At 66.0% G+C, this 12,744-nt stretch carries 13 protein-coding genes; 4 read left to right on the forward strand and 9 right to left on the reverse strand.

Annotation, left to right across the window (positions count from 1 at the left end; all coding sequences use genetic code 11):
- Position 1: 1 nt before the first annotated feature.
- The 9 genes from nuoH to ndhC are packed head-to-tail and all read right to left on the reverse strand — an operon-like array spanning position 2 to position 8,761.
- Complete coding sequence (gene nuoH / locus BMX36_RS10060; RefSeq protein ID WP_066781531.1) at positions 2 to 1,051, reverse strand: NADH-quinone oxidoreductase subunit NuoH; 1,050 nt, start codon at positions 1,049 to 1,051, stop codon at positions 2 to 4.
- Positions 1,048 to 3,048, reverse strand: coding sequence for an NADH-quinone oxidoreductase subunit NuoG (gene nuoG, locus BMX36_RS10065; RefSeq protein ID WP_093064831.1), 2,001 nt, complete (start codon positions 3,046 to 3,048; stop codon positions 1,048 to 1,050). The genes nuoH and nuoG overlap by 4 nt, the downstream gene beginning before the upstream one ends.
- The gene (locus BMX36_RS10070) at positions 3,035 to 3,703 is read right to left on the reverse strand and encodes a hypothetical protein (protein ID WP_143058543.1); all 669 of its coding nucleotides are present in this window, start codon (positions 3,701 to 3,703) and stop codon (positions 3,035 to 3,037) included. The genes nuoG and BMX36_RS10070 overlap by 14 nt, the downstream gene beginning before the upstream one ends.
- Positions 3,700 to 5,019, reverse strand: coding sequence for an NADH-quinone oxidoreductase subunit NuoF (gene nuoF, locus BMX36_RS10075; protein WP_093064835.1), 1,320 nt, complete (start codon positions 5,017 to 5,019; stop codon positions 3,700 to 3,702). Before nuoF ends, BMX36_RS10070 begins: the two co-directional genes overlap by 4 nt.
- Entirely contained in the window at positions 5,016 to 5,711 is a 696-nt protein-coding gene (locus BMX36_RS10080; protein ID WP_066781543.1) for a complex I 24 kDa subunit family protein, read from the reverse strand. The genes nuoF and BMX36_RS10080 overlap by 4 nt, the downstream gene beginning before the upstream one ends.
- Positions 5,711 to 6,985 (reverse strand): NADH-quinone oxidoreductase subunit D, encoded by a 1,275-nt coding sequence (locus BMX36_RS10085; protein ID WP_231731916.1) that lies wholly within the window; start codon positions 6,983 to 6,985, stop codon positions 5,711 to 5,713. The genes BMX36_RS10080 and BMX36_RS10085 overlap by 1 nt, the downstream gene beginning before the upstream one ends.
- Entirely contained in the window at positions 6,982 to 7,833 is an 852-nt protein-coding gene (locus tag BMX36_RS10090; protein WP_093064837.1) for an NADH-quinone oxidoreductase subunit C, read from the reverse strand. Before BMX36_RS10090 ends, BMX36_RS10085 begins: the two co-directional genes overlap by 4 nt.
- Positions 7,830 to 8,384, reverse strand: a complete 555-nt coding sequence (locus tag BMX36_RS10095) for a NuoB/complex I 20 kDa subunit family protein (protein WP_093065481.1) — start codon at positions 8,382 to 8,384, stop codon at positions 7,830 to 7,832. Before BMX36_RS10095 ends, BMX36_RS10090 begins: the two co-directional genes overlap by 4 nt.
- A gap of 2 nt (positions 8,385 to 8,386) precedes the next feature.
- Entirely contained in the window at positions 8,387 to 8,761 is a 375-nt protein-coding gene (ndhC, locus tag BMX36_RS10100) for an NADH-quinone oxidoreductase subunit A (protein WP_066781545.1), read from the reverse strand.
- Between the two features lie 214 nt (positions 8,762 to 8,975).
- On the opposite strand from ndhC, the gene BMX36_RS10105 reads away from it, so the two are divergent.
- From BMX36_RS10105 to BMX36_RS10120, 4 genes are all read left to right on the forward strand, one after another.
- Complete coding sequence (locus BMX36_RS10105) at positions 8,976 to 10,118, forward strand: hydrolase (protein ID WP_256210722.1); 1,143 nt, start codon at positions 8,976 to 8,978, stop codon at positions 10,116 to 10,118.
- Positions 10,115 to 11,131, forward strand: coding sequence for an arginine N-succinyltransferase (locus tag BMX36_RS10110; protein ID WP_066781548.1), 1,017 nt, complete (start codon positions 10,115 to 10,117; stop codon positions 11,129 to 11,131). Before BMX36_RS10105 ends, BMX36_RS10110 begins: the two co-directional genes overlap by 4 nt.
- A 38-nt stretch (positions 11,132 to 11,169) precedes the next feature.
- Positions 11,170 to 12,423: an N-succinylarginine dihydrolase gene (locus tag BMX36_RS10115; protein ID WP_093065483.1), complete on the forward strand. Its 1,254-nt coding sequence runs from the start codon at positions 11,170 to 11,172 to the stop codon at positions 12,421 to 12,423.
- Positions 12,424 to 12,488: 65 nt separating this feature from the next.
- Positions 12,489 to 12,704: a hypothetical protein gene (locus BMX36_RS10120; protein ID WP_066781851.1), complete on the forward strand. Its 216-nt coding sequence runs from the start codon at positions 12,489 to 12,491 to the stop codon at positions 12,702 to 12,704.
- Positions 12,705 to 12,744: the final 40 nt, after the last annotated feature.

Genomic DNA, 12,744 nt, shown 5'->3' on the forward strand with positions numbered 1-12,744 from the left:
ATCAGATCCCAACCCGGTTCAGCATCAGAACGCCGGACACGAGGAATACCCAGAACAGCGAGACCGGGAGGAACACCTTCCAGCCCAGCCGCATCAGCTGGTCGTAGCGATACCGCGGGACGGTGGCCTTCACCCAGCTGAAGCAGAAGAAGAAGAACAGGATCTTGGCGAACAGCCAGATGATCCCCGGCACGTAATAGAGCGGCGCCCAATCGATCGGCGGCAGATAGCCGCCCCAGAAGAGCGTCGCGTTGAGCGTGCACATCAGGATGACGTTGGCATATTCGCCGAGCCAGTAGAGCGCGAAGCTCATTGACGAATATTCGGTCTGGTAACCCGCGACGAGCTCCGATTCCGCCTCGGTCAGGTCGAACGGTGCGCGCTGAGTCTCGGCAAGCGACGAGATGAAGAACATCACCGCCATCGGGAACAGCAGCGGATTGAGGAAGAAGCCGTTGATCGGCGTGTTCAGCACGCCGCGCTGCGCCTCGACGATCGAGGTGAGGTTGAACGAGCCCGCCCACATCACGATCGAGATCAGGATGAAGCCGATCGCGACTTCGTAGCTGACCATCTGCGCCGCGGCGCGGATCGCCGAGAAGAACGGATATTTGGAGTTCGACGACCAGCCGGCGAGGATGATGCCGTACACGCCGAGCGACGAGGCCGCGAGAACGTAGAGCAGACCGACGTTGATGTCGGCGAGCACCACGCCAATGTCGAACGGCACCACCGCCCAGACGATCAGCGCCACCGTGAAGGTGATGATCGGCGCGAGCAGGAACAGGCCGCGGTTCGCCGCTGCGGGGACGATCGTCTCCTGCAGGAAAACCTTCAGGCCGTCCGCAAACGACTGAAGCAGGCCGAACGGACCGACGACATTGGGGCCGCGACGCAGCGCCATCGCCGCCCAAATCTTGCGATCGGCGTAGATGATCATCGCCACCGCCAGCATCAGCGGCAGCGCAATGACGAGGATGCCGATCAGCGTGGAAAGGAACCACGCCCAGCCATAGGGCAGACCGACGGTGGTGTTGAAAAAGGCGGTCATTCCGCGGCCTCCGCGAAGGTTTCGCCGTGGACCAGTTCGGCCGAGCAGCGCTGCATCGTCGGCGAGGCGCGGCAGATCGCGTTCGTCAGGTAGAAGTCCTTGATCGGATAGCCTTCCAGCACGCCCTCAGCGCGCGTGTCGAGCGACGGCGGGTTCCAGGCGTAGGTCACCAGGCCCTCGTTCGCGAGATCGGGGCAATCGAGCGCCATGGCGGCGCGCAATTCCTCCAACGTGTCGAACGGCAGCACAGTGCCGAGCCGCTCCGACAGCGCGCGCAGGATCGTCCAGTCCTCACGCGCGTCACCCGGCGGGAAAACCGCGCGATTGCCACGCTGCACGCGGCCCTCGAGGTTCACGTAAGTGCCCGACTTTTCGGCATAGCTCGCACCCGGCAGCACCACATCGGCCGCGGCGGCGCCCTTGTCGCCATGGTGGCCGATATAGACTTTGAAGCCGGCGAACTTGGTGAAGTCCGCTTCGTCGGCGCCCAGGAAGAAGGCGAGCTTCGCGTCCTTAAGCGCTGAAATACCATCCTTCTGCGCATAGCCGAGCATGAGCCCGCCCATGCGAGCGGCGGAGAAGTGGACGACGTTATAGCCGTTCCAGCCATCGCGCACGAGGTTCAGCGACTTGGCGAGCTCCAGCGTGGCACCATGCGCACCCTTGAGCGCCGCGCCGCCGACGATCACCGCCGGACGCTCCGCCTTGCCGAACGCTTCGGTCAGCGCCTCCGGCAGATTGCCGAGCACCGACAGGTCGTTGCCGAGCCATTCCACCTTGTAGGTCAGCTCGGTCTCGGGCCCGATCGCCCACACCTTCGCACCGCGCTTGATCGCCTTGCGGATGCGCGTGTTGACGAGGCTCGCCTCCCAGCGGAGGTTGGTACCGACCAGCAGGATCGCGTCCGCGCGCTCGATGCCCGCGATGGTGGAGTTGAAGTTCACCGCCGCGAGGCTCGACGTGTCATAGGCCATGCCGGTCTGGCGACCTTCGAGCAGCGACGAGCCCATCGACTTCAGCAGCGCCTTGGCCGCGAACATCGTCTCGCAATCGACGATGTCACCCGCGACGGCAGCGACGCTGTCACCGGCGGTCTTCGCCACGTCCGCGATAACGGCGAACGCCTCGTCCCAGGTCGCGGACACGAGCTTGCCGTCTCGGCGCACATAGGGACGATCGAGGCGGCGGCGGACCAGGCCGTCGACGGCGTGACGCGTCTTGTCGGTCGCCCACTCCTCGTTGACGTCCTCGTTGATGCGCGGAAGCGCGCGCAGCACCTGGCGCCCGCGGCTGTCGAGGCGGATGTTCGTGCCGACCGCGTCCATCACGTCGATGGTGAGCGTCTTCTTCAGCTCCCAAGGCCGCGCCTCGAACGAATAAGGCTTGGAGGTGAGCGCGCCGACCGGGCACAGATCCACGACGTTGCCCGACAGTTCGCTCGTCACCGCCTCTTCGAGGTAGGAGGTGATCTGCATGTTCTCGCCGCGATAGATCGCGCCGATCTCCTCGACGCCCGCGACTTCCTCGGCGAAGCGGATGCAGCGGGTGCACTGGATGCACCGCGTCATCACCGTCTTCACGATCGGGCCCATGTACTTTTCGGTCACGGCGCGCTTGTTCTCGCCGAAGCGCGAATGGCCGCGGCCATAAGCCACCGACTGGTCCTGCAGGTCGCACTCGCCGCCCTGATCGCAGATCGGGCAATCGAGCGGGTGGTTGATCAGCAGGAATTCCATGATGCCCTCACGGGCATGCTTCACCATCGGCGAGGTGGTGAAGACTTCCTGATTGTCCGCCGCCGGCAGCGCGCACGACGCCTGCGGCTTGGGCGGCCCCGGCTTCACCTCGACCAGGCACATGCGGCAATTGCCGGCGATCGACAGCCGCTCGTGATAACAGAAACGCGGGATTTCCTTGCCAGCCGCCTCGCACGCCTGGAGCACAGTGGCTCCGGCGGGCACCTCGACCTCGATCCCGTCTACCTTAAGCTTGGGCATTGTTACGTCCAGTGGATTGGCCCGCAGTGACGGCGCTCGTCACGCGGCGATACAGCGCGCCGGCGACCAGCGAGCGGACATGGAACGGCTTGATCGACAGCTTCACATCCTGCGGCACGCAGGCCTGGAGCGCCGGTCCGAGCGCCTGGAAATGCTGCAACTCCTCCGGTGTCTCCGGCTGAGCGCGCAGCATCTGCGCGGCGATATCGGGGCGGGCGCGGACCGCGCAGTCAACCACGCCGTGATGCATAGAAGCATTCGGAGACAACACCACGCGGACCGGCGTGGTTGGAGGCACCGTCGCCGCCTTCGCCAGCAACGCGCCGCCGTTCTCCGTGAGCAGCGCCTCAGCAATGGCACCTTCGACAGCTACCGGATCCAGCGTCGCCGAACGCGATCCGCTCAGGCAGGTAATCATCGATTGGCGGAACGCGTTCATCGATTTGCGCTCGGCCGGGTCAGTGCTGCTCGCCAGAACATAGCGCTGCGCACCCCCGCGGTTCAGACGCAGCGCGCACTGCGCCATTTGACGGCTGCGATCGGTCTGAGACATCATCTGCGTCGAACGGCCGAACGTGCCCGGCGGCGTCTGCGCAGCCAGGGGCACGGCCAATGCCGCCGTTGCCATCGCAACAGGGACGCAGATGCGGTTCACTCGGCCGCTTCCTGCATCGGCGCCAGCGTGCCGCCCTTACGTTCCGTGATCCGCCGTTCCAGCTCGGGGCGGAAGTGGCGGATGAGGCCCTGGATCGGCCAGGCCGCGGCGTCGCCAAGCGCGCAGATCGAATGGCCTTCGACCTGCTTCGTCACCTGCTGGAGCATGTCGATCTCGCCGATCTCGGCGTCGCCGGTGCGCAGCCGCTCCATCACGCGCCACATCCACCCGGTACCCTCGCGGCACGGCGTGCACTGGCCGCAGCTCTCGTGCTTGTAGAAATACGAGATGCGGCTGATCGCGCGGACGACGTCGGTGGACTTGTCCATGACGATGATCGCCGCGGTGCCGAGGCCCGAGCCGACCGCCTTCAGGCCGTCGAAGTCCATCGGCGCGTCCATGATCTCCTTCGCCGGCACCAGCGGCACCGACGAGCCACCCGGGATCACCGCGAGCAGATTGTCCCAGCCGCCGCGAATGCCGCCGCAATGCTTCTCGATCAGCTCGCGGAACGGAATGCTCATCGCTTCCTCGACCACACAGGGCTTTTCCACGTGCCCGCTGATCTGGAAGAGCTTGGTGCCCTTGTTGTTCTCAGCGCCGAAGCTGGCGAACCAGTCCGCGCCGCGCCGCAGGATCGTCGGCGCGACCGCGATGCTCTCGACGTTGTTGACGGTCGTCGGGCAGCCGTAGAGGCCGGCACCGGCCGGGAATGGCGGCTTCAGGCGCGGCTGGCCCTTCTTGCCCTCCAGGCTCTCGATCATCGCAGTTTCTTCGCCGCAGATGTAGGCCCCGGCGCCGCGATGGACGAAGACGTCAAAGTCATAGCCCGAGCCGCAGGCGTTCTTGCCGACCAGCCCGGCGTCATACGCCTCCTGCACCGCTGCGAAGAGCGTCTCCGCCTCGCGGATATATTCGCCGCGAATGTAGATGTAGGCAGCGCGGGCGCGCATCGCGAAACCGGCGACCAGCGCACCCTCGATCAGCTTGTGCGGATCGTGGCGGATGATCTCGCGATCCTTGCACGAACCAGGCTCGGATTCGTCGGCGTTGATGACCAGGAAGCTCGGCCGCTCGGGGCTTGGCGTCTTAGGCATAAACGACCATTTCGTGCCGGTCGGGAAGCCTGCGCCACCACGGCCGCGCAGCCCCGAGGCCTTGATCACGTCAATGATCTTGTCCTGCCCGAGATCGAGCAGCGCCTTGGTATTGTCCCAATCGCCGCGCTGACGGGCAGCCTGCAGCGTCCACGGCTGATAGCCATAGAGATTGGTGAAGATGCGGTCCTTGTCCGTCAGGGACGTGATCACGCTCATGCGCTCGCTCCCACGGCAGGGGTGTTCCATTCGGAACGATAATCGTGATTCTCGTTCACCATCGCGGTCAGCGTGGTCGGGCCACCGAGCGGCTCCACCGTGTGGCGACCGGGCTCCTGCGTGCCCGCCTTGGGCTGCTCGCCACGCGCCAGCGCATCGAGGATCGCGAGGGTGCGATCGTAATCGAGATCCTCGTAATTATCGTCGTTGATCTGGACCATCGGCGCCGAGGCGCAATTGCCCATGCATTCCACCTCGGTCAGCGTGAACAGGCCATCGGGCGTGGTCTTGCCCTTGGTCAGGCCACGGTTCTTGCATGCCGCCAGCACATCATCCGACCCACGCAGCATGCACGGCGTCGTCCCGCAAACCTGCACGTGATAGCGGCCGACCGGCGCGAGGTTGAACATCGTGTAGAAGGTCGCGACCTCGTACACGCGCATGTACGGCACGCCGATCTCGCGTGCGACGAACTCGATCACGGGCACGGGCAGCCACCCCTGCGTCTGCGTCTCCGCACCAACCTGGCGCTGCGCCAGATCAAGCAGCGGGATCGACGCGGACTGCTCACGGCCGGCCGGATAGCGCGCAAGAATCGCGTTGCGCTTCTCGCGACTGTCGTCGGTCCACTGGAAATTGCCCCAGCGGGCGCGGGTTTCGGCCTCGTCAGGGATCTGGGGTGCGTCAGCCATCAGCGGTCACATTCACCAAAAACGATATCCATCGCGCCGAGGATGGCGGTGGTGTCCGCGAGCATGTGGCCGCGGCTCATGAAGTCCATTGCCTGCAGATGGCTGAAGGCGGTCGGGCGGATCTTGCAGCGGTACGGCTTGTTCGTGCCGTCCGACACGAGGAACACGCCGAACTCGCCCTTGGGGCTTTCCGTCGCGACATACACTTCGCCCGCGGGCACGTGATAGCCCTCGGTATACAGCTTGAAGTGATGGATCAGCGCTTCCATCGACTGCTTCATCTCGGCGCGCTTGGGCGGCACCACCTTGCGGTCGAGCGAGGCGATCGGGCCTTCCGGCATTTCGGCGAGGCACTGCTTCATGATCCGCGCCGACTGGCGGACCTCCTCCACGCGCACCATGAAGCGATCATAGCAATCGCCGCGCGTGCCGACGGGGATCTCGAAATCCATCCGGTCGTACACGTCATACGGCTGCTGCTTGCGCAGATCCCAGGGGATGCCGGCCGCACGGATCATCGGGCCGGAGAAGCCCCAGCGGATCGCATCGTCGCGGCTGACCACGGCGATGTCGACGTTCCGCTGCTTGAAGATGCGGTTGTCGGCGACGAGGCTGATCGCATCCTCGAACAGGCGCGGCAGGCGCGTGTCCAGCCACTCGGCGATATCGGTCAGCAGCTTCAGCGGCACGTCCTGGTGGACGCCGCCCGGCCGGAAGTAATTGTGGTGCATGCGCGCGCCGGTCGCGCGCTCGAGGAAGCCGTAGCAGTCCTCGCGGATCTCGAACAGCCACAGGTTCGGCGTCATCGCGCCGACGTCCATGACGTGCGAGCCCAGGTTGAGCATGTGGTTCGAGATGCGCGTCAGCTCGGCAAAGAACACGCGGAGGTATTGCGCGCGCAGCGGCACTTCGAGATCGAGCAGCTTCTCGATCGCGAGCACGAAGCTGTGCTCCATGCACGCCGGCGAGCAGTAATCGAGACGATCGAAATAGGGAATCGCCTGCGCATAGGTCTTGTATTCGATCAGCTTCTCGGTGCCGCGATGGAGCAGGCCGACGTGCGGATCGATCCGCTCGACGATCTCGCCATCCAGCTCCATGACGAGCCGGAGCACGCCGTGCGCGGCGGGGTGCTGCGGGCCGAAGTTGATCGTGTAATTCTGGATCGCGACATCGCCTTCGGTGTCGTGCGCGCCGTCCAGCGCGCCGACCGTCTTGGCGACGGCCGGATCGACCTGCGGATCCACGGTGTCGATTACGGGAGTTCCGGTCATTGGTTCTGCCCTCCCTTGCCGGGCACGACATCAGGGTCGGCGGGCTTCGGGTTAGCGTCGGACGATGGCTTGCCGGCGCCCGTCTCAGAGGTGCTGGTCGCATCCTCCTTGGCGTAGGGCTGGCTCGGCGCGTCGGCCGGCTTCTTGTCCGACTGTGCGTCGTCGGCCTTCTGGATCTTGTCGGCGTTGAGCGGCGTGGGCGCGCCCTTCGCCTGCGGCAGCGCAGCGCCCTTCTCGTCGCCCGGCAGCACGTATTCCGCGCCTTCCCACGGGCTGGTGAAGTCAAAGGTGCGGAAATCCTGCGCCAGCTTCACCGGCTCGTACACCACACGCTTCGCTTCTTCCGAATAGCGCAGCTCGACATAGCCGGTCAGCGGGAAGTCCTTGCGCTGCGGATGGCCGCGGAAGCCATAGTCCGTCAGGATGCGGCGCAGGTCCTGGTTGCCGGAGAACAGCACGCCGTACATGTCGTACACTTCGCGCTCATACCAGCCGGCGACCGGCCACATGTCGGTGACCGACGGCACCGGCGTATCCTCGCTGGCGGCGACATGGACGTGCAGGCGATGGTTGCGGGTCAGCGACAGGAGGCAATAGACCACCTCGAACCGCTCCACCCCGCGATCGGGATAGTCGACGCCCGCGATATCCATCAGCTGCTGATATTCGAGGCCAGGCGTGTCGCGCAGCGCGGTCAGCGCCGCGATCAGGTGATCGCGATGGACGTGGAGCTGGATCTCACCGACATGCGCAAAGGCATCGACCAGCCCCTGCGGGATGGCCGCGCGCACCGCGTCGAGCGTCGCGTCGTTGAGCTCATAGGCCCATCGGGGTGCCGGCGCCCTCACCGTTCGATGCTCCCCGAGCGGCGGATCTTCCGCTGCAGCTGCATGATCCCGTACAGCAATGCCTCGGCGGTCGGCGGGCAGCCCGGGACATAGATGTCCACCGGCACCACGCGATCGCAGCCGCGCACGACGGAATAGCTATAGTGATAATAGCCGCCACCGTTGGCGCACGAGCCCATCGAGATGACGTATTTCGGCTCCGACATCTGATCGTACACGCGGCGCAGCGCGGGAGCCATCTTGTTGCAGAGCGTGCCCGCCACGATCATCACGTCCGACTGGCGCGGGGAGGCGCGCGGCGCCGCGCCGAAACGCTCCAGATCATAGCGCGGCATGTTGACGTGGATCATTTCCACCGCGCAGCAGGCGAGACCAAACGTCATCCACCACAATGAGCCGGTGCGGGCCCATTGGAACAACTCCTCCGTCGAGGTGACAAGGAAGCCCTTGTCGGTCAACTCGCCGTTCAGGTCGTTGAAGAAGCCCTGATCGGGCTGGATGATGCTCGACGCACTGGCGTCGCGCTGGAGTTCGACGGGGCCGGAGTGCATGGTCATTCCCAATCCAGTGCGCCCTTCTTCCAGGCGTAAACGAGCCCGAGCGCCAATTCACCAATGAAGATCATCATGCTGATCCAGGCGGTCCAGCCGAGATCGAACACGCTGACTGCCCAAGGATATAGGAAGGCGGCCTCGAGATCGAAGATGATGAACAGGATCGCAACCAGATAGAATCGCACGTCGAACTGCGCGCGGCTGTCTTCGAATGCGGGGAAACCGCATTCATATTCGCTCAGCTTTTCCACCGTCGGCTTGTGCGAACCGGTCAGGCGCGACACGGCCATGGGTAGAAATACGAATGCCGACGACAGAACCAGCGCGACCGCCAGGAACATCAGAATCGGCAGATATTGCGACAGGTCGACCATGACGCTCTCTCTGGGACTTCTCCCGCACGTGCGAACGGGATTTCGGGCGCCGCTTTAGGCCCGCTGAACCGAGGGGGCAAGGCATCGGACCCGTGAGAATCACTCGCAAGTTCACGGGGGTGGCCGGGGTTCCGGGCATCCGCTAGCAACCACGACCATGACAGCGTTGAGCCAAGTTGAAGAACGCGCGGTCGCGGCTGCAAGCGCGTCGCCCATGCTCCTGCGCACGCGCACCTGGGCGGCAGTGAACAGCGGCACGGGCAACATCGCCGGGCTCGCCACGATGGCGGGGATGCTGGCGGACGCCTTCAGCGCGCTGCCCGGCGCGCTCCGGCTGGTGGAGCCGGTCGCGGCGGAGCGCGTGGCAGTCGACGGAACGGTGTCGGCGGTGACACACGGCCGTCACCTCCACCTGTCCGTCAGGCCCGATGCGGCGCGCCGGTTGCTCCTGACGGGCCATATGGACACGGTCTACCCGGCGGATCATCCATTCCAGGTGCTGACCGATCGGCCGGACGGGACGGTCAACGGCCCCGGCGTGGCGGATATGAAGGGCGGGCTTGCCGTCATGCTGGCGGCGCTGGAGGCCGTGGAGGCGGCCGGATGCCCGATCGGCTATGACGTGATCATCAATTCCGACGAGGAAACCGGCTCCTTCTCCTCCGCCGGGCTGATCGAAGACGCCGCCCGCGGGAAGATCGCCGCCCTTACCTATGAGCCAGCCCTGCCCGACGGCACCCTGGCCGGCGCGCGTGGGGGCACGGGCAATTTCTCGATCGTCGTGCGCGGACGCTCGGCCCATGCCGGGCGCAATCCGCAGGACGGGCGCAATGCCATAGTCGCCGCCGCCGCGCTGGCGCTGGCGCTGAACGCCGCCAAGAGCCCGCGTCTGTCGGTGAACCCGGCGCGGATCGACGGCGGCGGCCCGAACAATGTCGTACCGGACCTGGCGGTGCTGCGCGTCAACTTCCGCCCCGCCGACGCTGCGGAGATCGCGCGCGCACAGGCAGCCATCGACGCCGCCGTGGCCGAGGTCGCGGCGGCGCACGATGTGCAGATAGAGGTGCATGGCAGCTTCAACCGGCCGCCCAAGCCGATCGACGCTGGCGCGGCACGGCTGTTCGGCCTGGTGCAAGCGGTGGGCACGGACCTGGGCGTGCCCATTACCTGGCGCGACACGGGCGGGGTATGCGACGGCAACAACATCGCCGCCGCCGGCACGCCGGTGATCGACACAATGGGCGTGCGTGGCGGCGCGATCCATTCAGCGGACGAATATCTGATCGTCGACAGCCTCGCCGAGCGCGCTGGACTGTCGGCCGTCACCATCCTGCGACTGGCGGAGAACGGCTTGTGACTTTCGTGGTTCGCGCGGCGCGCGACGAGGATCTGGCGCACCTTTACGAGATGGCGAAGCTGACCGGTGGCGGCTTCACCAACCTGCCGCCGGATCGCAGCGCGCTGCGCGCCAAATTGGATCGCAGCCATGCCGCCTTCGGCCGCGACGAGCCAAGCGTCGAAGACGAGCTGTTCGTCCTGATCCTGGAGAATGTCGCCACGGGCGAGGTGCGCGGCACCTGCCAGATCTTCACCCAGGTCGGACAGCGGCACCCCTTCTACAGCTATCGCATCAGCATGCTGACCCAGCACAGCCGCGAGCTGGACCGGACCTTTCGCGCCGAAATGCTGTCGCTGACCACCGATCTGGAAGGATCAAGCGAGGTGGGCGGCCTGTTCCTGCACCCGGGGGAGCGCGCAGGCGGGCTCGGCCTGCTGCTGGCGCGCAGCCGCTACCTGTTCATCAGGGCGCATCGCCAGCGGTTCGGCGAGCGCATCCTGGCCGAATTGCGCGGGGTGATCGACGAAGCGGGCGGATCCCCGTTCTGGGACGGGCTGGCCGGGCGCTTCTTCGGCATGAACTTCCAGGATGCCGACGCCTTCAATGCGATCCACGGTCATCAGTTCATTGCCGACCTGATGCCCAAGCATCCGATCTATACCGCCATGCTGTCCGAAACCGCGCGCGCCGCGATTGGCCTGCCCCATCCGTCGGGGCGGGCGGCGATGCGGATGCTGGAGAATGAAGGGTTCGCGTTCGAAAAATATATCGACATCTTCGATGGCGGCCCGACCATGACGGCGCGCATCGACGCGGTGCGATCGATCCGCGAAGCCCAGGAGGCGCGCGTTGGCGCGGTGGACCGGGATGGCGGCACCGAGGCGTTGGTGGCGCACGGGCACCTTTCCGATTTCCGCTGCGCCTTCGGCAACGTGCGCGGCGACGGAGAAACGGTGGTGATCGATCCGGATTGCGCCCATGCGATCGGCGCGACCGACGCGTCGCGGGTGCTCCACGTGGCACGGATCTGATCGGCGACGCCACGGCAAATCGGGACACGAAAGCCTTCATGATGCAGGAAATCAACTTCGACGGCATCGTCGGGCCCAGCCACAATTACGCCGGCCTCAGCCCCGGCAATCTGGCCGCCACCCGCAACGCCGGCGCCACGGCGCATCCGCGCGCCGCGGCCCTGCAGGGAATCGCCAAGATGCGCGCCAATCTGGCGCTGGGGCTGCCGCAAGGCATCCTGTTGCCGCACGCCCGCCCGGATCATGCCTGGCTCGCCGCGCTCCACCTGGATTACGCCGGCGCCCCTGGGCATTTGAAGGCGCGCGCCTTCTCCGCCTCGCCGATGTGGGCCGCCAATGCCGCCACCGTCTCGCCCGCGCCAGACACCGGGGACGGCCGCTGCCACCTCACCGTCGCGAACCTCGTCACCATGCCCCACCGCAGCCATGAATGGCCGGCGACGCTGGCGCAGTTGCGGCTGGCCTTCGCCAATCCGCATTTCGCGGTTCACCCGCCCGTACCCGCCCCGTTCGGCGACGAGGGCGCGGCCAATCACATGCGGCTTTGCGCGCGGCACGACGCGCCCGCCGTCGAGGTCTTCGTTTATGGCGAAAGCGGCGGCCCCTTCCCTGCCCGGCAGCATCGCGATGCCTCGGAAACGGTCGCCCGGGCGCATCGGCTTGATCCCGGTCGCACCCTCTTCGTGCAGCAATCGCCCGAGGCCATCGCCGCGGGCGCCTTTCACAATGACGTGGTCGCCGTGGCGAACGAACGCGTCCTGTTCGCCCACGAACAGGCCTTTGCCGATCGGCAGGGCTTCTTCGCCGACCTCCGCCGCCTGTTGCCCGAGGTGGAAATCGTGGAAGTGCCGGCCGACCGTGTCAGCCTGGCCGATGCCATCCAATCCTATCTGTTCAACGCACAGCTGGTCACGGCGAGCGGGGGTACGCAGACGCTCATCGTTCCGGCTGAAGCGCGCGGCAATGCCGCGGTCTGGTCATGGCTGCAGGATCACCTTGCCGGCAATGGCCCGATCCGCGCGGTTGAAGTGGTGGACGTGCGCGAGTCCATGGCGAACGGGGGCGGCCCCGCGTGCCTGCGGCTACGCGTTGCCTGCGACCCGGCGCTGGTGGATCCGCGATTCCTGGTCGACGCGGCAAAGCTGGACCGGATCGCGGATGTCATCGCCGGGCACTGGCCCGAGGCGATCGCCCCCGATGCGATCGGCGACCCGGGCGTGATCGCGCAGGTGGGCCGTGCGCACCGCGCGCTCTACGAAGCGCTCGACCTTGTCGGATTGCTTAACAGTTGACGGTGGCCGGCCGGCGCCAAGTGGCGGAAATCCGCCACTGGCCCGGCACTTGCTTCGTTAACGATATGTTTACCAAGATCGCCCGGCTCTTCACGATCAAGACGAAGTTCGAGGCGTTCATGGTGATCTATGGCCTGGGCCTGGGCGCGACGGAGCGCGGCGTGCACTATCTCCACGACTATCCCGGCGTCGGCGGCTGGCTGCTGTTTTCCGTCTGCCCGATCGCGGTTTTCATGGCGGGCGGGCGCATCCTGGAATCGGTGGAGCGCAACGGCGGCTGAGGGCGGCGCACGCAAGCGGTGGTCGCTCTGCCGGACTGTC

It is taken from the genome of Sphingomonas sp. OV641 (assembly GCF_900109205.1).
Taxonomy (GTDB): domain Bacteria; phylum Pseudomonadota; class Alphaproteobacteria; order Sphingomonadales; family Sphingomonadaceae; genus Sphingomonas.

Coding starts and splice junctions, on each gene's coding strand:
- nuoH (WP_066781531.1), bottom strand. CDS start 1,051: ATGACCGCCTTTTTCAACACCACCGTCGGTCTGCCCTATGGCTGGGCG.
- nuoG (WP_093064831.1), bottom strand. CDS start 3,048: ATGCCCAAGCTTAAGGTAGACGGGATCGAGGTCGAGGTGCCCGCCGGA.
- nuoF (WP_093064835.1), bottom strand. CDS start 5,019: ATGAGCGTGATCACGTCCCTGACGGACAAGGACCGCATCTTCACCAAT.
- BMX36_RS10080 (WP_066781543.1), bottom strand. CDS start 5,711: ATGGCTGACGCACCCCAGATCCCTGACGAGGCCGAAACCCGCGCCCGC.
- BMX36_RS10085 (WP_231731916.1), bottom strand. CDS start 6,985: ATGACCGGAACTCCCGTAATCGACACCGTGGATCCGCAGGTCGATCCG.
- BMX36_RS10095 (WP_093065481.1), bottom strand. CDS start 8,384: ATGCACTCCGGCCCCGTCGAACTCCAGCGCGACGCCAGTGCGTCGAGC.
- ndhC (WP_066781545.1), bottom strand. CDS start 8,761: ATGGTCGACCTGTCGCAATATCTGCCGATTCTGATGTTCCTGGCGGTC.
- BMX36_RS10105 (WP_256210722.1), top strand. CDS start 8,976: ATGCTCCTGCGCACGCGCACCTGGGCGGCAGTGAACAGCGGCACGGGC.
- BMX36_RS10115 (WP_093065483.1), top strand. CDS start 11,170: ATGATGCAGGAAATCAACTTCGACGGCATCGTCGGGCCCAGCCACAAT.
- BMX36_RS10120 (WP_066781851.1), top strand. CDS start 12,489: ATGTTTACCAAGATCGCCCGGCTCTTCACGATCAAGACGAAGTTCGAG.